The following is an 18444-nucleotide window of genomic DNA, read 5'->3' on the forward strand; positions in this document are numbered from 1 at the left end:
TCGTCCGGGGCAGGACCCGGACGACCATGCTGGAGGGTTGCCGGCCGGACTGTCTTGGATAAATCGGAAGCCGCGAGCAGCCTCGTGGCGCAGAGCCGCGCGCCCTTCAGGAGACTGCGGAGATGTGTGACGATTATCTGCGAACTTTCCTGAGCGATAGGCTGGTTGGAAGGGCAAACGGATATGGCCAAGGTCAGTGCGGCGTTCGCCGCGCATCTGGCGCGGTACGAGATGAGCGCGCGGACGGACGCGGGCAGCGAAGCGGGTGCCGTGCACCTCTACGCGCCCGAGGACCCGTACATGTCGGTCGGCTGGGCTTCTCCCTCGATGGGCGGCGGTGGCCCGTACATGGCGTTCGCCCGAGTCTCGGGGCGCGGGGCGTTCGGCAACTCGCGCGAGCTCGGGCTGTTCAGGACCGTTGAGGAGGCGCTGCAACAAGTGGTGGATTACTACCTGGCTCGGTGACGGCCCGACCCATCTCCGGCATGCGCTTACGCCTCCCGCAGGGCTGACGACCAAGGCGATGCCCGGGAGACCTCAAGGGCCTGCACGCGCGGAAGGTCCGTCCAGTACACCCCTGCATAAGCTGCACCGCGAGCGCGACGGGCGGGGCCATCCACATCCGCCTCGTCAACCCCCGCCCATCGTGGGGGCCGATCCCGCCGCGCAACTGCCCGACCTGCTGCGCGCGTAGGAGAACGCCCTCCGACCAGCAGCAACTGCCCTGGCCCAAGCCGCATGGACGTGTTCAGCATCCGGGGCCACGGCCCGAAGTCGCTTGAGCGGCCGTTGGTTCGTCAGTCCTGAGGCGGCGCGGCAAGCCGGCGGTCGTCTTGGAACGCGGCAGGGACCTTGTCCTCCCACGGATCGAACCTGCGGTGTCCCAGTTCGTCAAACCACCTGTTCCGCTGCGACTCGGGGAGGCGTCGTCCGCACCAGGGGCAGAAGTCGATCGTGATGCTCGCTGTGCCGCCGTCATGGATGATCAGCCCGTACTCCTGGAACTTGGCGCTGAACCCAATCAGCGCATCCGGACAGGCGAATGGACCGTCGTGCCGGTCGCAGCGTACGTTCACGCGGCTGTTCATCGCGTCGCAGCAGTGGTGGGTCCCCACGGCGGGCGCTGCGTCCGGGCTCACGCCGCGGCGAGGCGCTGCCGGCGCGGGCCCAAGAGCGCCTGCTCGTAGGTCTGGAACGCCAGCCGTGCGTTGGCGATCGCCAGTCACGGGCCAGTCCGCACCCTCACCGGTTCGAGTGGTTCTCCGTACCGGCTGATGGTTCACGGCACCCCCTCCCACCGGCCCGGATGCCCGCCGGTACCTCCGGGGCGTCAATCCGCCCGTTTGCTCATGCTGTTGTCGAATGCGAGAAAAGGGCGGCGCAGGCGAGATTGCCTGAGGCAACGAGGGGAGCAGTACGTGGGCGGTATCACTCTGGAGACGGACGAGCAGGCCGCCCCGCGGCCGGCCGCGATCCGCTTCGAGAAGAGGGGGCATCTCGATCCGGCAGGCCGGGACGTTGCGAGCGGACCCGCCCCCTCCGCCGAAGGGGGCCCGCCCGAGGAGTTCAGCCCGCGTCGGGTCCGGCTGGTGTTCTTCGGGCTCATGCTGGCGTTGCTGCTCGCGGCGCTGGAACAGATGATCGTCGCCACGGCGCTGCCGAAGATCGTCGGGGAGCTCCAGGGCCTGGACCGGATGTCGTGGGCCATCACGGCCTATCTGCTCACCTCGACCATCGGGCTGCCGCTGTACGGCAAACTCGGCGACCTCTTCGGCCGCAAGAGCGTCTTCCAGTTCGCGATCGTGGTCTTCATCATCGGTTCCGCGCTGGCCGGCTGGTCGCGCACCATGAACGAGCTCATCGCTTTCCGGGCGGTCCAGGGCATCGGCGCCGGCGGGCTCATGATCGGTGTGCAGGCGATCATCGCGGACATCGTGCCGTCCCGGCAGCGCGGCCGCTTCATGGGCCTGATCGGCGCAGCCTTCGGCCTCGCGTCCGTCGCGGGGCCGTTGCTCGGCGGGTTCTTCACCGACCACGCATCGTGGCGCTGGTGCTTCTACATCAACGTCCCGTTCGGACTGGTCACCCTGGCCGTGATCGCCGTTGTGCTGAAGCTCCCCAAGCCCACCGACCGGCCCCGGCTCGACGTGATCGGCGCAGTGCTCCTCGCCGCGGCCTCTACCTGTCTGGTGCTGCTGACCAGTTGGGGCGGCACCACGTACGCGTGGGACTCGCGGATGATTCTGGGGCTCGGCGTCGGCGCTGCCGGAACGTGCCTGCTCTTCGTGGTGGCCGAGCACCACGCAGCCGAACCGATCATCCCGCTGCGCCTGTTCCGCGACCCGGTCTTCACGGTCACCGCTCTGGTCGGGGCTGTCGTCGGCATCGCACTGTTCGGCGCGGCCAGTTATCTGCCGGCCTATCTGCAGATGGTCGAGGGCGCCACCGCCACCGAGTCCGGGCTGCCGATGATGGGCGGGGTCGTCGTCGCCTCCATCGTCTCCGGCCAGTTGATCAGCAGGACCGGCCGCTACAAGATCTACCCGATCCTCGGCGGGGTGCTGTCCACCCTCGGCATGTGGCTGCTGTCCCGGCTGGAGACCGGCACGACCCAGCTCACGTACAGCCTGGGGATGGCCGTCCTCGGCGTCGGCATCGGGCTCGTGCTCCCGGTGCTGGTCCTCGCCGTGCAGAACTCGGTGCGGCCCACCGACATCGGCACCGCCACCAGCGCCAACAACTACTTCCGGCAGATGGGCGGCAGCATCGGCGCCGCCGTCTTCGGCACGGTCTTCGCCTCCCGGCTGACCGACGCCCTCGCCGACCGGCTGCCCGTCGGCACCGGGCTCCCGGACCCCTCCGCCATCACCCCGCAGCTGGTGCACTCCCTGCCGCCGACCGTCAGGGACGCGTACATGGAGGCCTACGCCGACGCGATGCCGCGGATCTTCCTCTACCTCGTGCCGGTGCTCGTCCTCGGCCTGCTCATCGCCTGCTTCCTCAAGGAGAAACCGCTGGTGTCCCACAACGAGCCCGCAGCCGACTCGCTGCTCTCCGAGGCCCTCCCCGAGCCACTCCCCGGCGAAGTCCCCGCCGCACGGACCTCGACCGACGCCTCCCAGCCGGGCGCACTGCCGGTCTGCGGAACCGTCCAGCACCCCGACGGCAGCACGGTCCCCAGGGCCGCCCTGACCTTGATCGACGTGAGCGGCCATCAAGTCGGCCGGGGCGCCAGCGGAGCCGACGGACGCTATGCACTGAGCGTGCGCGGCCCCGGTTCGTACGTCCTGATCGCTGCCGCCGGCGGTCATCAGCCGCAGGCCGTGAGCGTGACGGTGGGCGACCAACCGGTCGAGCTCGACGTGGTGCTCGGCGGGGCCGGAAGGCTGGCCGGCGCCGTCGTCACGGCCGAGGGCACCCCGGTCCCCGACGCGGCCGTCACCCTCACCGACGTCCGGGGCGAAGTGGTCGCCTCCACGCGGACCGGCCAGGAGGGCACGTACGTCATCTCGGAGCTGGTGGCGGGGGAGTACACCCTGGCCGCGAGCGCCCCGGCGTTCAGGCCGGTCGCACTGCCGGTGAGCGTGCAGGCCTCCCACGAGACCCGCCAGAACGTGGAGCTCGCGGGCGGCGGGGTCCTGCGCGGCACGGTCCGCACCGGCGCGGGGAGGCCGGTCGAGGATGCCAGGGTCACCCTGCTCGACACGGCCGGCAACGTGGTGGACACCCTGACCACCGGTCCGGACGGAGCCTTCCGGTTCGTCGACCTGCCGTCGGGCGAGTACACGGTCATCGGGGTGGGCTATCCGCCGGTGGCGACGGTCCTGCAGGTCGCGAGCGGCGGGCGCACCGAGCGGGACGTACGGCTCGGGCACGTGGACTGACGATCGGTCATGCAACCGGGCAGGCTGCCCTTTCGGGGGCAGCCCGGCCGTCTCCGCCCCGCGGCTTCAGTTCTCCGGGGGCGGGGGCGGGGTAGGCCGCTGTGCCAGGCGTGTCACGTGGACCGTGAGCGTCCGGTTGGTCGACGCTGCGGCGGCCCCGTACACGTTCCCGACGTCCAAGCTCGTGGCGTGAACGACAGTACGGCTGAGGAACGGACCGGGCGGCAGAAGCCGCTGCTGACCGAGGACCTGGACATGTCCCGGGACCTGGACCTCGGCGGCCGGACGGAGGCGCTGGAACAGCGCGGCGTCAACCGGTTCGCGCACGCCGCGATCGTGGCGGCGGTGAGGGACGTCCTGCCCGAAACGCAGGTGGGCCTCCTGGTCGGCACCCGTCTTGGACCCGGCGCTGCCCCGCCACACGACGGTGGCCGAACCGACTTTCGAACGTCCACACCCCTTCCCGCCATCGTCTATCGGGGCTGCTTGGCCGAACTACGCCTTCGGTAGCGCACGTTCCGGCCCTAGCTTCATTGCTGACGCGGCCGGTCGGGCTGCGCACACGTCAAAGGGGGGAACACCGTGACGGCACTTCGCAAGGCTCTGACGGTACTGGCCATGGCCGTACTCGTCTCGCTCGGCTCGGTCGGCGTCAGCCACGCCGAAGGCTGCGACTGGCCCGGGTCGGCAGGCGAGTTCTACTGCGATCCGGCCTGACCACTGATGGGCGGCGGTGCACACGACACGCCCACAGCGGGCGACGTACACACCGCCGTACTGTCCTGGCCCGCTCCGGAGCCGGTCTCCGTGCACGGAGACCGGCTCCGGAGCGGGGGCACGCGCTGGTGTCCCCAGAACGGTCACGACATCAAGCAAGCCCCAGCAGGAGCAGTGTCACTTCAGCAGGAGCAGTGGGGAGCGGCGTCGAACCGCCACCATTGCCCGAGGTTGTTGGACCGCTCCTTGAGCTCCAACGGCTCCCCGGGGCGGGTGGCGGTGAGGACCGTACCGTCGAGGTCGTTCACTACGCGGTACCAGCCACCTCCGATTCGCTCCAGCCGCCACTGCTCGCCCTTGTTGTCGGCCACCGCGTCCATCAGCGCGGCCACTTTGTCGATGACGTTGTACGACAGATGCCGGGAGTCGATCAACCGCGGCGCCAGGCGCCAGACGCCGTCCGGACCTGCGTCGGCGTGCAGATCCCACTTCTGCCGGTCCTGCTTGGGTACCGGATCCGCTCCGACGATCTTCGTTCCGGCCGTGGTGTCACCGCCTGGCAGTTCCATGGCCAGACCCGTGGCTGACCGCAGCCCGACGCGGCCCGTGTCCTGCGGGTCGATGCCTCCCTTGAACGCGTCGGGGACGGTGACGCAGTCGGTCATGGTCAACGATTCATCGCTGCCGGGCACCATGCACTGGCCGCTGTCCGCGGCGCGCAGCGTACGGCCCTGCCAGGTCCACTGCTGGTCAGGGGTCTGGGTGCACGGGCCTGCCGTCACCCACTCAGAGGTCGGGTAGTGGCGCAGGCAGTCGTTTGAGGTGGAGTTCACCAGGAAGAAGGTGCCGTTGGCGGTCGGCGCCGGGGGCGTCTGCGTCCGTGTGCCCGCAACCGCGAGCGCTCCCGCTGGTGCTCCGTTGGCCGTCGTACCGGCCACCCCGGACGGGGATGCCGCGATCTGCGCGGTGGGCTGCCACTGCTGATCCGCCGTGCCGGCCTCGCACTGCCTCAGGCTCACGCTCCCGAGGCGGCCCTTGTCCACGCAGGTTCCGTGCTGATCGCTGACGATCTGCCGCTCGCCACGCTGCTCCCAACCGCTCGGCGCGGGGCGGGGATTGGGCAACGGGCCAGGCTCCTCGAACCACCAGTCCTGGTGGGCGCCGAGGTCGCAGGGCTCCACGGTGAGCCAGCTCTTGCGGTCCTCGTCGGTCATGACCTGCGGGTTCTGGGTGAGGCAGCCCGCAACCTTCCGCCGATCGCCGTCCTGGCGGAGATAGAGGTACTGCATGGCGCCGTTCGCGTTCGGTGGCGAGAGGGCCCATGTGGTGAGTCCGTTACGGCCGCCCTTCGCCAGCTGCGCCCACTTGCCGTCCTCACTGTTGGCCAGGGCGGTGTCGCCGTGCTTGACGGTGATGTCGGCGAGGACCGGCTGCGGCTCGTCCGAGTATTGCTGGACGGTCGGCCCGGCGGGCTTGTAGGCGGTGACGTCCCACGCCTGCTTGTCGGAGTTGCGCTCCTCCTCTCCCCGGACGTAGGAGCCGTCGCCGCTCCAGTCGACCTCGACGAGATCCCCGCTGCCTGCGCTCCGCAGCACCATGCGGTGGGTCTCTCCCTCGATGACGGACGCCCGGGGCTTCTTCTCGGAGACCCGTACGTCGGCAGGGCCCATGTCGGGCGCCCCGTAGCAGGCGAAGTAGCCCTTGGAGAGGTCCTCCGTCGCTTCCAGGGTCTTGCGCAGGCAGGTGCCCAGTGCCTGCTGCCCGAACGCGTTGGGGTGTGCCGCCTCCTGCGTCTCGCCCTGGGTCCAGGGGAGTGCATCGGCAAGCCCCGGAATCCACCGCACCCATTCGGTGACGCCGGCGTCGGGCGGGTTGCCGAGGGTGTTGTTCTCGTGTGCCTGGTCCGCGCCCTGCCCGCAGAGTTGGTGACCGGCCAACGCGGACTGGGGGTTGAGGAAGATGGTGTTGCGCACCTGGGCGACGGAGGCGAGGTGATCATTGAGGCCGGGCACGACCTCGTAGTGGAGCCAGTCCACGTCCTTGTCGGTCAGCGGGCAGCCGCCGGACATCTCCCGCATCCACGCCTTGTTCTCATAACGTACGTTCAGCGACGACGGTACGGGGTTGGGGTAGCCCTGCAGGATGATCTTCGCGTGGGCCTGGCCGGCATCCGACAGGGTCTTCTGTATCGCCTCGACCGTGGTGGTCACCGCGTCCCGCACCTTGCCGAGCTTGCGGGTGATCTCGTCGCGGCCCTTGTCGCTGCACGGACGGTTGGCCTCGTATCCGAGGACGCAATCTTGGGCGATCTTGGAGAAGCCCAGGTCGTTCCCGCCGATGGAGAGCACCACGTACTTGACGTGATACTGCCTGGTCAGGTCGGCCAGCTGCTCCACCTGCGGCTTCTCGCCCTTGAAGGTCCGGGAGAGGACATCCGCGGTGGTGGCGCCGGAACAGGCGATGTTGAAGCGTCGCTCCTGTGGGATGCCGAGCGTGTCGCCGAGCGACTTGATCGGCGCGACATCCGAACGGTGGCACTGCTCCATGCCCTCGCCGGTGTTCCCGTACACCCGCTTCGGGTCGTGCTCGCACTTCTCGTCGTTCCCGCTGCCGGTGCAGTTGAACGCGGTCCGGTCGGTGCCGTACGAGGAGCCCTCGCGGGCCTTGGCGCTGTACTGTCCGTTGAAGCCGTTGCCCTGCCAGCGCCCGGCCTCGCCGGAGATGTAGCTGTCACCCATGGACACCACCGCGTCCTGGCACTGATCAGCGCCGGCAACCCGGGCGTCCCGGGACGGTGCGCCGCCGGCGCGGGTGGCGCTCGCCGAACTCCAGGTGCACGCGTGGTCGGGGATCAGCAGCACCGGGGAGTGGTCGGAGAAGCGGCCCGGTTCGGCGAGCCGGACGGGATTGGTTTCGCCCTGCTGATGGACGGTGCCCGCGAGCGCGTAGTCGAGCTCCTTGCCACCGGTGTGCGTCTTCTGGCCCGTCTTGTGCAGGGTCAGGCCGTTGAGGTTGCCGAGCTGTCCCGGCTCCCGGTTGAAGTCGCCGCCGACCATGATGCTGTACGGACTCGGGGTATGCGCCTGTGCCCAGTTCCAGGCACGGCCCGCCAGCGCCATCGCGTCGTTGCCGTTCGGGGAGTCGGAGTGCAGTGTGAAGTACACGTCGTCGCCGAAGCGCACGCCCAGCATCGGGCGCAGATCGGCTGAAACCCGCCCGACCAGGACGGTGTCGTCGGCCGGCTGCCGGGTGACGATCGCGGGGTTCACCCGGTGTCCGCCCGTGTCCCAGTCGATGCGGTAGATGTGGTAGGTCTGCTGATTCGAGACCTTCCAGGTGTAGTGCTCGACCCGGTTGATGGGCTCGGCCCCGCTGTTGACGATCTGGGGTGTCATCGTGTTCTGGTACTGGGCGCTCGCCGGTACGTCCATGGGCCCGGCCTCTTGGATGAGGGCGATGTCCGCCCGGCCGGCCTCCGGGTCGGACAGCAAGGGCTTTTTGAGGACCTCCCACTTGCGGGCGGGGTCGTTGCCTCCCTCGCCGCCACCCTGCATGTTCCACGTGAGGACGGTGCGGTCGATGGCGGCGGCGTGGGCCGGTGCGGCGCCGACCGCGATGGTGAGTGCGGTCAGCATCGCCGCGAGGAGTGCGGTGACCAGCAGGAGTACGAGCGGTATTCGGGGTGCCAGGCTCCGCCTCCGAGGTGGGGCACCTCGTACTAATAAGAGTTCCATGTGTGTGCGTACATCCCTTCAGTGTCGCTTGGTGCTCTTCCAGCCGGTATGCGACGTGTGCGGTGTGTCCGCTACGCATAGGGCGAGGAGTCCGTGAACGCCGGAAAGGGGGATGCTACTTGCGCCGGACCGGGCCCCGACGGTGCCGTGGCGTGAACGCGCTGTGCGGGAGGATCGGCGCGGTGCTGATCTCCGCGTCAGAACGGGATGATCTTGAACTCCTGAAGGCCCGCGTCGGGCCCGGGCTCGACGCACCTGATGCCGCGGCGCCTTGTCCGCCGTCCGGCAGTCCCGGCCAGCCTGTCGAAGGGGCGAAGTCAAGCCAATCTATCGGCCGTGGACTTGCTGCCTCCGCCCCCTTCGTGTAGTCGCCGGATCCACGCGTGATGCCGTCCCCCTGGTCGGGTCGCACAGGAGGAGGCGGGCGAAGCGGAAGGTCGCGTGTTCGGCTGGTCCCACCTCAGGGTGCGGTTCTGCTGGGCCTGAAGCTCCACCGGTCCACCCCGACGCCGCGTATCTGGGAGGGTGTGGACACCCGCTCCCGCGCCGGCGTCGAGCCGGCGGCAAGCGTCGGACGTGAACTGATGCGCATCCACAAACACGAGGTTGATATGGCTCTTCAGGTGGCAGATAAGGGCCGCAGGGCGTCGACAGGGGTGGGAGCGGCCTGTCAGGTTGTGCCCGTGCCGATGCGCCGAACGCGCGCCGGTGCCGAGCCGCCCGCCCCTTCGGTGACCATCGACACCCAGGGCGGCGGCATCTCACGAGCGGTACGCACCGCCCCGTCCGGCAGACCGGTCCGGGCCCGCAACCTCACGTTCGCCTTGCCCACGAACTCCCTCACGCCTGCTCGGTGTGAGCGCAGACAGGAGCACCGGTGTCCAGCAGCACCACGTACGGCAGCCTCTTTCGAGCCGATGAGCATCCCGAGGGGCTGGAGTCCCACTTCGCGGGGTTCGCGCAGAGCGCGGGCTCCAAGGAGTTCCCCTGCGTCTTCGCACCCCTGGCCCTACGCAAGGGTGAGTTGCTCTTCGGCGTCGGGAACGTGGCCCACGAGGGATGGAAGGCTGCCGTCACGCTGATGAACCTGGCTGCGGAAGCCATCTGGGACGACCCCGATCAAGTGGTCGTGTTGTGGCTCGACGGAATCGACTCCGATTCGCTGGAGGGCGATCACGAGGCGTTCCGGCAGATCCTGCTGACGCTGCTGGAGGCCGGTGGGTGGTGGCCCGCGGACGCACCGGTCGATCCGGCGGACCCGAAGTGGAACTTCTGGTACCAGGGCATCGACTTCTTCATCAACGTCAGTACGCACCACCACCGGTTGCGACGCAGCCGCAACCTGGGGCATCCCTTCACGCTCGTCGTCCAGTCCCGCGCAAGTTTCGACCGGCTGCCCGTCCACGCGAGCGCCGCGCGCCGGCAGATACGCAGGCGCCTCGCGGCGTACGACGCGGTGGACGTCTCGCCCCATCTGGGCACCCACGGCGACGCCCCGGAACTCCCGCAGTACTTCCTCGGGGACACGAACGGCTGCCCGTACACGGCGCTCGCCGGACGGGACGTCACCGGACGGGTCACACCCGAAGAGGAGACGTCGGACCGCCCGGGCGGAGCGCCCGTTCACGGCACCCGGGGCACGGCGTGAGCCGCGCCGCCCGCCGGCAGCCCACGGGTCGCCGCCGGGCGGGACAAGCGCTGGGGCTCATCCTGGTCGGGTCCACGGGCATCCAACTGTCCTCCGCGTACGCGGCCGGGCTCTTCGACTCGCTGGGCCCGCTGCCGGTCTCCTCGTTGCGCATGGCCATCGCCGCGTTCATCCTCTGCGCGCTGTTGCGGCCGACGTTGCGCGGCAGGAGCCGCAGCCAGTGGACCTCCATCACGGTGTACGGCGTGGCCATGGCGGCCATGAACCTGTGCCTGTACTCGGCCATCGACCGCATTCCGCTCGGCGTCGCGGTGACGTTGGAGTTCCTGGGGCCCTGTGCGGTGGCGTTCCTGGCCTCGCGGCGCGTACGCGAGGGGCTGTGCGCGATCGCCGCGTTCGCCGGGGTGTTGCTGATCTCCGGGCCGGGGGGCTACTTCAGCGCCGCCGGGTTCGCCTTCGGACTGGGAGCGGCCGGCTTCTTCGGCCTCTACACCGTCTTCGCCGAGAGGGTGGGCAAGGACAGCACCGGGCTGTCGGGGCTGGCCCTGTCGGTGACGGTCGCGGCCGTCGTGTCCGCGCCGTTCGGTATCGGCGTGGCCGGCCGGGTGACCGGGCACCAGTGGCTCGTCCTGGCCGTGGCCGCCGTCATCGGCGTCACCATCCCGTACGCCGTCGACACGATCGCCGCGCGCGTCTCCTCCGCCCGGGTCGTCGGCACCCTGTTCAGCGTCGACCCCGTCATGGGCTCCCTGGCCGGCTTCCTGATCCTCGGAGAGCGGATCGACCCGGCCGCTGTCGCCGGCATCGTCGTCGTGGCCCTCGCCGGCGCCGCCGTGGTCTGGCTGTCCGAACCCGCGACCCCCGACACGCAGGAGGCCGCCCCCGTAACGGCAGGGGCGGGGACCGCCCCGGGGTGACGGCGTACACCCGAGGCGGGGGCGGTTGAGGAGGGCATGCCGCTGAGTTGGTCAAGATCAACTGTGTCACGGGTGTGTGTCGGGCGGAGGTGGCCGAGAGCGGTCGCGCGGTGGTGGCGTGATCGGTCATCTCGGCTGGTCGACAGGGCGTCATGCCGGGGTTTCGTCGGTGGTGGTGGGTCCCGTCATGACGGTGCGTGTAACGGCAAGGTATTAGGGAGGGGGCGGGTGGAACGGTTCGGCGGCCCGAGCGCCTCTTGACCACCAGAAAACGCCCGCTCGCACCGACGGTCTTGGCCGAGCCGGGCGCCGGGCGCCGCCAACAGATCCGAGGACAAGACGATGCGCGTTCACAAGCTGACCTTCGCGACCCTGGCCGTCGCGGCGAGTTTCTCGCTCACGGCCTGTCAGAACGGCGACGACGGCGCGGCGCAGGGCAGCCCGTCGTCCGCGGCTTCGGCGTCGTCCGCTTCCACCGTGTCGCCCTCGGGTGGTGCTTCGGTCTCGGGGGGTGCGGAGGCGGGCACCGCCAAGCCCTCCACCGGGACGTCCTCCGACGGGAAGGGCACGGCCGCCGGGACCGGGTCGACCGACAGCGGCAAGTCCGGCACGTGCAAGACGGACGAGCTGACGATCACCGCGATGGACAGCACCATCGGCGGGGACGCCGAGGGCACGGTCGCGGTGACGTTGAAGAACCGCGGAAACCGGGACTGCACCCTGCCCGGGTACGCGGGCGTCGACCTGAAGACGGCTTCGGGAACGCTGTCCGCGCAGCGCACGGGTGAGAAGACGGAGCCGAGCATCCTCAAGAAGGCGACGTCGGTGTCCTTCGGTGTCACCTACCCGTTCAACACCTCCGGCTCCGGCGTTCGCATCACGGGGCTGGTGGTGACCCCGCCCGGAGAGACGAAGTCGGTCACCCTCGCCTGGCCGGGAGCCGCCACCCTGCCCGTCACCGATGGCTCCGGCGCCCCGGTCAAGGTCGGCCCGATGGGCTCCGCCGGCCAGGGCGGCTGACACCACGCTCGGCATGTGGTGCGGTACCCGCTTGCCGCTTGCCGCCCGCCGCTTGCCGCCCATCGCTGCGGTCGGCGAGGGAGCCGTGGCTTGTTCCTTCGTCCTGAGCTTCGAAGGGCCCGGCCTACGTCGTACGGGCGAGGGGGCGGGGCCGTGGATCTCGCCCTCGCCGGTGTCGATCCCGACCGGCCGGTCTACGAGAATGGGCGCGGGCGCACCGGTGGGTCGCGGTGCGGCCGGATTCCGGGGGACGGGCGGGTGGCATGGCGGCAGTTGCGGCGCGTACGGACGAGATGCTCCGCCTCCTCGAACACGCGGGTGCGCGGACGCGGGTGGAGGCCGAGCGCTGGTGTGCGGCATGGGAGCCGCGGACGGCGCGGATCGTGGGCTACCAGCTGGGCTTGTGGGACGCAGACGGGCGCAAGGAGTCCGGGGGTGGAAAGGCGCTGAGGGCGGCTCTGGTCCTGTGGTGCGCGGAGGCGGTCGGAGCGGAGGCTCAGGAGGCTTTGCCGGGCGCCGTGGCGGTTGGAACTCCGGCACGCTCTCTCGCTGTTGCACGACGATGCCATGGACGGGGACGGGGTCCGTCGCGCGCGCCCCTCGGCGTGGCGGGTGTTCGGACGCGAGGCCGCCGAGCGGGCCGCCGACGCGGCGCTGCCGCTCGTCTTGGCGCGGCTGTTCGCTCCCCCCCCGGCCCCCCCCGCGCGGCTGGGGCCGGCCCGGTCCGCGGCCTCGGCGCTGGGCGGGGCCGTGATGCGGCTGGCCCAGGGGCAGGCCCTCGACCTGGCCTTCGAGGGGCGCCGGTCTGTGAGCGTGGAGGAGTGTCGCCGGATGATGGGCGGCAAGACCGCTTCGTGGATGGCGTGCGCCTGCCGTCTGGGGGCCCTGTACGGCGGCGCCGACGCCGAGTTGGTGGACGGCTTCACGACGTTCGGCAAGGACCTCGGGATGGCGTTCCAGCTGGTGGACGACGTGCTCGGGATCTGGGGCGATCCCTCGGTCACCGGCAAACCGGCCGGCTCGGACCTGGTGGCACGCAAGAAGTCCTTCCCCGTGGCGGTGGCGCTGTCGGCGGGCGGCCCGCTCGCGGCGCGGCCGGCCGAGGGTGTACGCCCCGACCGGCGAGCCGGGGAGGCCGGACCTGGCGGAGACCGTACGCCTGATCGAGTCGCTCGGTGGGCGGGAGCGGACCGTCGAAGAAGCGGTGGCCCACACGGTCCGCGCCCAGGACTTCCTGGGCCGGTTGAGCCGATCGGCGGACGCGCGGGCACCGGCCGCCGTGGACGATCTCAGGGGGTTGACCACGTTTCTCGCCGACCGGACCCGGTGAAGGGGCGGCCCTGAGTCGGGAGGTCGGCGCCCGCGCCCGACCGTGCGGTGTTCCAGGGCGCGGGCCGGTCGAAGGCGTTGGGCAGTCCCGCGGCGTAGAGCGGGGTGTCCACCTCGTGGAGTTCGTCGAGTTCGGCGGGGTGCCGCAGCGTCAGGATCTCGCAGGGCGCGGCGCGGGAGCCGGCCGCCGACAGCAGGGCGTTGACGGCCGCTTTGCCCGTCTGATCGGCGGCCTCCATCGTGGCCAGGTTGAGGTCGCTGTGGACCCAGTCCCCGGCGAGGAAGAGGTTGCCCAGAGCGGTCGCCGAGCGTGGTCGGTGCCGGGCCGAATCGGCGGTGGTGATCAACACCCGGTTCGGAGTTCCGCGCCCTGCCCGGTTGGTCCGGGCCGGTGGCGGCCGGGTCGAGGAACCAGGAGTGCAGGAGACCGTCGTGGAGTACCGTCCGGGCGGGGCTGTCGAGTGCCTGGCACATCCGGTGCCAGACTTCGGCGACCACTTCCTCGCTGGTGCAGTCCCAGGCGGCCTTGCCGAACAGCGGGCCCGGCACGTCCCAGGCGGAGACGTCCACCGACAGGCAGTCCCGTACCGCTCCGTCACCGTAGGTTCGCGGCGAAGTCGACGCCCTTCCAGAACTGCGCCTGGCTCACCGAGGTCAGCGCCCACGGGGAGTCGAGGTAGATCACGTGTCCGCGGGCGATCGGCGTGGGCTCGCGCAGGAAGAACTGCAGGCCGGTCATCCAATCCGTCCGCAGGTGCGCCACACCGGCCAGTGCGGGGTCCGCCGCGAGGATCTCGCCGTCCAGCAGGGACACGGCCTTCTCCGCGGGCACCGCGCAGACGAACCAGTCCGCCTCCACCCGCTCGGTACTTCCACCCGGTCCCTCGACCAGGGCGGCACTCACCGATCCCCTCGTCACTTCCAGTCTCCGGACCCGCCGATCCAGTACGAAGCGCACACCGAGCGACGTCAGGTGCCGCACCCACGGGTCGATCCACGCCTCGTTGGTGGGCGCGTTCAGGATGCGATCGGCCGCCGCGCGGCTCTTGCGCCCCAACAGCCCGTACCAGAAGTCGGTCTGGGTACGGGCGATGGACTCGGCGCCGGCCACCTCGGCCTTGGCCGAGACCAGGCTGCGACTCGGTCCGATCACACACAGACGGCGGTACCCCTCGGATGCGCCGTCGGCCTCGCAGAAGTCCCACCAGGAGGTCTTCTCCCACTGCCCCGCACGCCGAGCGTCGCCGCTCGTGGCGTACACCAGAAGGCGGTTGGCGAAGAATTCGCACTCCTGCGGCGAGAGTCCCCTGGCCTGGACGAGGAAGTCCCCCAGGCGCGGAGCGTGCCTTCGAGATCCGGCGTCCGCCCCTCACCGCCGACCCGCAGCAGGAGACCGTCCTGCCCGTCCGACCGGGCATGGAGGACCTCCTCGGCCTCGACGAGGTTGCCCGCCACCCCGTCGGCGTTCCCGGGGAACGGGATGCGGCTCATCGTCCTGGGCAGGTCGAGGTAGAACCCGGGGAAGAACCGGAACCCGTGTTCCCCGGGCAGGTCACGGCGCCCCTGACGGCCCGTGCCCCGCACCGGGATGCTCCGCGTTTTCCCGCCCAGGGATCGGGCCTCCACGACGGTGACGGTGAAGCCCCGTTCGGCGAGTTCCATGGCCGCGGTCAGACCGGAAACCCCGCCGCCCAGCACGGCGACACGGCCCCGGTCCCCGGGCTGACACGGCGTCGGCACCCTCGCCGGACGTACGCCGGGACCGCTGCTCCCGCCGACCGTCACCGCGCCCACCCGATCCTCGATGCGAAGTCCTGTTCCACCCGGTGAGTACGGGTGATGGGGCAGATGCACCGGTGGTCCGCGCGTACGGGACGGTGTCGCTGAGTGAGGCGGTGATCCGGTCGAGCGTGCGTCTTCGGGAGCGGACGGCACGGCGGGGGAGGCGCCGCCGCGCAGCGGCCCCCGTGTCCCGGACCACCTTGCCGTCGTCGGTACGGAGGCCGCCGCCGGGCGAGGCCGTCGGCGGCGACCGGAACGGGCAACGGCTCAGCCGCAGGCGGCGGATAGCGCGGCGGTGAACTCCCCGGCCAGTTCGGTGATGACGGGGAGGTCGAAGGCCAGCGCGTTGTACTGCAACCAGCACCGCAGGCCGCCGCCCGGCTGCTCGACCACGGTCAGCTCGGGCACGCCCCGGTCGCCGCCCGGCAGCGGCCAGGGCACGGTGCTCCCACGCGGCAGCTCCCACGGCTCGCAGACCAGGCCGGGCAACTGTGCGGGCGCGGCCCACGCCTCGTAGCGGAGCCACGCCGCGAACGGTACGGACGGACTGAACTCGGCGAACGGGTACAGCTGGTGGTTCAGCGCATCGCTGTAGACCACCCGCAGCCGGTCCACCAGCTCGACGAAACCGGGTCCCCCGCTCGCGTCCACCCGCAACAGCAACGACTGGACGAAGCAGCCCACCGTCCGCTCGGAGTCCGGGCGCGGGCGGCCGGGTACCGGGGTCATCACCACCAGGTCGGGACGGCCACAGCGGCGCGCCAGCAGGCCGGTCCACGCCGCCGTGACGGCAAGGAAGGGGGTGGCGCCCAGTTCGGCCGCCCGGGCCCGCAGGGCCTCGGCCAACGCGGCCGACACCTCGAACTCGTGTGCCTTGGTAAGCACTTCGTCCACCGCCCGGCGCCCCGCGAACTGCTCGACGGCCTCCGGTGCCCCGGCCAGGGCGTTCGCGAAGTGGGCCCGCGAGGTGGGCCAGTGCGCGTTGGCCCCGTCCACCAACTCCCGATAGCCGGGGCCGGAACGGGCCGGCGGGGCCGACCGGCCCCGCCGCAGCGCGGAGTAGAACACCCCCAGGTCGGCCAGCAGCACACCGACCGACCAACCGTCGGAGACCATGTGGTGCACCGCGACCAACACCACGTGGTCGGTCTCCGACCGGCTGATCACGAGGAGGCGCGCCATCGGGTCTCGGGCCAGGTCGGTGAGACGGTCGCGTTCGGCCAGCAGCAGGGCGTCCACCTCCGCGTCCGTGGCCCCCGGGGCCCGGGTCAGCGTGATCCGGACCCGGGGCTCCTCGTCCAGCACCGCCCGTACGACCCCCTCTCCCATCGCTTCGAACCGCGTCCGCAGCGCCGGATGACGCCGGACCGCCTCGGTGAGGGCCAGGCCCAGGGTCTCCGGTCGCAGCCGGTCGGCCACGCGGAACAGCGCCGTCACAGCGCCGGCGTCCCGCCCCGGGGCCTCGGCCATCCAGCGGAAGAAGTTCTCCTGCTGCGAGGTGAGTGCGACGGCGTGCGGCTGCGCACGGAGTGCGGCCAGGTAGGGCGTCACGGTCTCCGTCCCGGCCGACGTTTCGCCGTCAGGGGTCAGCCGCCGGTCGGGGTGGTCCACCCAAGCGGCCTGCGATCGCAGCGAGGGCCGCTCGAAGACCACCCCGACGCCTGCCCGGATCCCGAACTCGCCGCTGATGCCGGTGGCGAGCTGCACCGCCCGGAACGAGTCGCCGCCGAGCGCGAAGAACTCGGCGGCCACGTCGCTGACCGGCCGGCCGAGCAGGCGCCGCCAGAGCCCGGCCAACCGCAGCTCCGTCGGGGTGGCCGGGGCGACCGTCGGGCCGCTGGACTCCGCAGGCCCGTCGAACAGCGGTCGGAGCCGGTGTTTGACCACCTTGCCGCTCGGGTTCCTGGGCAGGTCGCCGGCGACCAGGATCCGGACGGGCAGCTCGGCCCGACTCAACCGGGCGCTCAGGAACAGCCGTAGCTCGTCCAGGTCCAGACCCGCGGGCCCCGCCACCACGACCGCCACCGGGACGGCGCCCATCACCGGGTGCGGCAGGCCGAGCGCGGCGGCGTCGGCGACCGCGGGGTGCTCGTGCAGCGCCTCCTCGATCCGCAGCGTGGAGACCTTCAGCGCACCGCTCTTGATGACGTCGCCCTCCCGGTCGAGCAGGTACAGGTGGCCGTCCGGGTCGAGGCGTCCGACATCCCCCATCCGGACCCAGCCGTCCCGGAACACCCGGGCGCTGTGCGCGGCGTCGCCCAGGTAGCCGCGGGGCGGCCCGGGCTGGCGCAGCCAGACCTCTCCGACGTCCCCGGCGGGCAGCGCCAGCCCGTCCGCGTCGAGGATCCGGAGGTCACGGGGGTCCGTCGGGCGGCCCAGCGAGCCGGGGCGGCGGGCGTCGACCACGGTGGAGACCTGCGCGGGCGAGGCCTCGGCCGAGGTGTAGGTGTTGACCAGCGTCGCGCCCGGCAGCGCCGCGGCCAGCGCGGCCGCCACCGCCACGGGCAGCGCGGCGGCGGAGGAGTTGACCAGGCGCAGGCTGCTCAGGTCGTACCGGCCGGCGGTGCCGGCGTTGACCAGTTCGATCGCCATCGAGGGCACCAGGAACGCGGTGCCGACCCCGAATTCCTCGACCGCGGTGCCGAACCGATCCGCGTCGAAGCGCGGCAGGCTGAGCGTCGTGGGCGAGGCGGTCAACGCGCCGAGCAGCATCACCTGGCCCGCGTTGGTCCCGATCGGGAAGGCGTGCAGGGCGTACCGCGAGTGCGCGTAGGCGCGCCGGCGGGGGTGGGTGGCCAACCCGGCCGTCAGGTTTCCGTGCGCGGCGAGCACGCCCTTGGGCGCGCCGGTGGTGCCGGAGGTACCGATCACCTGGGCCGGGTCGGCCGGGCCGACCCGGTGCGGCGGGACGTCGGGCGGCTCCGGGTGCGCCGCGAGCAGGTCCTCCAGACGCAGCTCCACCAGCCCCGGCACGGTCGGCGGTTCCCCCTCTCCCAGGAGCGTGCGGGCCTCGGCCAGCGCGGCCAGTGCGGCGGCATCGGTACCGGACAGGTCCTCGCGGACCGGGATGGGCACCCCGCCCGCGTACTGGACGGCGAGGAAACCGACGGCGTACCGCTCCCAGCGCGCGTTGGAGAACCGCAGCACCACCCGGTCGCGCGGTGCGACCCCGGCGGCGACCAGCCCGACGGCAGCGCGCAGCGCCTCCTCGCGCCAACGGCGGTAGCTGAGTTCCCCGCCGCCGACGACCCGCAGCGCCACGTGGTCCGGGTGCTCGGCGGCCCGCGCGTCGAGCAGCTCGGGGACGGTCGTCGCGGCGGGCGGCACAGTGGTGTTGATGGCGTTCTCCGGTGAGAGGAGGGGCGGGAGGTCGGGCCGCCGAGGGAGGCTCGTGTCCCCGGCGGCGTTGCTGG

At 71.3% G+C, this 18444-nt stretch carries 13 protein-coding genes and 1 pseudogene; 8 read left to right on the forward strand and 6 right to left on the reverse strand.

The window, feature by feature from the left end:
- The first annotated feature begins 183 nt into the window (after window positions 1-183).
- Window positions 184-465, forward strand: a complete 282-nt coding sequence (locus tag ACIOD1_RS29575) for a hypothetical protein (RefSeq protein ID WP_365625658.1) — start codon at window positions 184-186, stop codon at window positions 463-465.
- Window positions 466-797: 332 nt separating this feature from the next.
- Here ACIOD1_RS29575 and ACIOD1_RS29580 read toward each other — a convergent pair whose 3' ends face one another.
- Window positions 798-1139, reverse strand: coding sequence for a DUF6980 family protein (locus ACIOD1_RS29580; RefSeq protein ID WP_401905717.1), 342 nt, complete (start codon window positions 1137-1139; stop codon window positions 798-800).
- Window positions 1140-1418: 279 nt separating this feature from the next.
- On the opposite strand from ACIOD1_RS29580, the gene ACIOD1_RS29585 reads away from it, so the two are divergent.
- From ACIOD1_RS29585 to ACIOD1_RS29595, 3 genes are all read left to right on the forward strand, one after another.
- The gene (locus tag ACIOD1_RS29585; protein WP_401905719.1) at window positions 1419-3884 is read left to right on the forward strand and encodes an MFS transporter; all 2466 of its coding nucleotides are present in this window, start codon (window positions 1419-1421) and stop codon (window positions 3882-3884) included.
- Between the two features lie 189 nt (window positions 3885-4073).
- Window positions 4074-4394 (forward strand): hypothetical protein, encoded by a 321-nt coding sequence (locus ACIOD1_RS29590; RefSeq protein WP_401905721.1) that lies wholly within the window; start codon window positions 4074-4076, stop codon window positions 4392-4394.
- Between the two features lie 72 nt (window positions 4395-4466).
- On the forward strand, window positions 4467-4601 hold the full coding sequence (locus ACIOD1_RS29595) for a hypothetical protein (RefSeq protein ID WP_365625646.1): 135 nt from the start codon (window positions 4467-4469) through the stop codon (window positions 4599-4601).
- A gap of 182 nt (window positions 4602-4783) precedes the next feature.
- Here ACIOD1_RS29595 and ACIOD1_RS29600 read toward each other — a convergent pair whose 3' ends face one another.
- A complete protein-coding gene (locus ACIOD1_RS29600; protein ID WP_401905723.1) occupies window positions 4784-8236 on the reverse strand; it encodes an endonuclease/exonuclease/phosphatase family protein in 3453 nt (1150 codons plus the stop codon).
- A 976-nt stretch (window positions 8237-9212) separates the two neighbouring features.
- Here ACIOD1_RS29600 and ACIOD1_RS29605 point away from each other — a divergent pair.
- From ACIOD1_RS29605 to ACIOD1_RS29620, 4 genes and pseudogenes are all read left to right on the forward strand, one after another.
- Window positions 9213-9983: a YqcI/YcgG family protein gene (locus ACIOD1_RS29605; protein ID WP_401905725.1), complete on the forward strand. Its 771-nt coding sequence runs from the start codon at window positions 9213-9215 to the stop codon at window positions 9981-9983.
- Window positions 9980-10900, forward strand: a complete 921-nt coding sequence (locus ACIOD1_RS29610) for an EamA family transporter (RefSeq protein WP_365625637.1) — start codon at window positions 9980-9982, stop codon at window positions 10898-10900. The genes ACIOD1_RS29605 and ACIOD1_RS29610 overlap by 4 nt, the downstream gene beginning before the upstream one ends.
- A 342-nt stretch (window positions 10901-11242) precedes the next feature.
- Window positions 11243-11920 carry a DUF4232 domain-containing protein gene (locus tag ACIOD1_RS29615; RefSeq protein ID WP_365625634.1) on the forward strand — a complete coding sequence of 226 codons (678 nt, stop codon included), beginning with the start codon at window positions 11243-11245 and terminating at the stop codon, window positions 11918-11920.
- A 495-nt stretch (window positions 11921-12415) separates the two neighbouring features.
- A pseudogene (locus ACIOD1_RS29620) lies at window positions 12416-13264 on the forward strand (polyprenyl synthetase family protein); the annotation flags it as partial.
- On the opposite strand, the gene ACIOD1_RS29625 reads toward ACIOD1_RS29620, so the two are convergent.
- From ACIOD1_RS29625 to ACIOD1_RS29640, 4 genes are all read right to left on the reverse strand, one after another.
- A complete protein-coding gene (locus tag ACIOD1_RS29625) occupies window positions 13210-13599 on the reverse strand; it encodes a hypothetical protein (protein WP_401905726.1) in 390 nt (129 codons plus the stop codon). The pseudogene ACIOD1_RS29620 and the gene ACIOD1_RS29625 overlap by 55 nt on opposite strands.
- A gap of 245 nt (window positions 13600-13844) precedes the next feature.
- A complete protein-coding gene (locus tag ACIOD1_RS29630; protein ID WP_401905729.1) occupies window positions 13845-14402 on the reverse strand; it encodes a hypothetical protein in 558 nt (185 codons plus the stop codon).
- Window positions 14399-14911, reverse strand: a complete 513-nt coding sequence (locus tag ACIOD1_RS29635) for a hypothetical protein (protein ID WP_401905731.1) — start codon at window positions 14909-14911, stop codon at window positions 14399-14401. The genes ACIOD1_RS29630 and ACIOD1_RS29635 overlap by 4 nt, the downstream gene beginning before the upstream one ends.
- 387 nt (window positions 14912-15298) lie before the next feature.
- Window positions 15299-18358: an AMP-binding protein gene (locus ACIOD1_RS29640; protein ID WP_401905733.1), complete on the reverse strand. Its 3060-nt coding sequence runs from the start codon at window positions 18356-18358 to the stop codon at window positions 15299-15301.
- Between the last annotated feature and the right edge of the window lie 86 nt (window positions 18359-18444).

Source organism: Streptomyces sp. NPDC088097 (assembly GCF_044741845.1).
Lineage (GTDB): Bacteria > Actinomycetota > Actinomycetes > Streptomycetales > Streptomycetaceae > Streptomyces.

Coding starts and splice junctions, on each gene's coding strand:
- ACIOD1_RS29575 (WP_365625658.1), top strand. CDS start 184: ATGGCCAAGGTCAGTGCGGCGTTCGCCGCGCATCTGGCGCGGTACGAG.
- ACIOD1_RS29615 (WP_365625634.1), top strand. CDS start 11,243: ATGCGCGTTCACAAGCTGACCTTCGCGACCCTGGCCGTCGCGGCGAGT.
- ACIOD1_RS29600 (WP_401905723.1), bottom strand. CDS start 8,236: ATGCTGACCGCACTCACCATCGCGGTCGGCGCCGCACCGGCCCACGCC.
- ACIOD1_RS29635 (WP_401905731.1), bottom strand. CDS start 14,911: ATGGAACTCGCCGAACGGGGCTTCACCGTCACCGTCGTGGAGGCCCGA.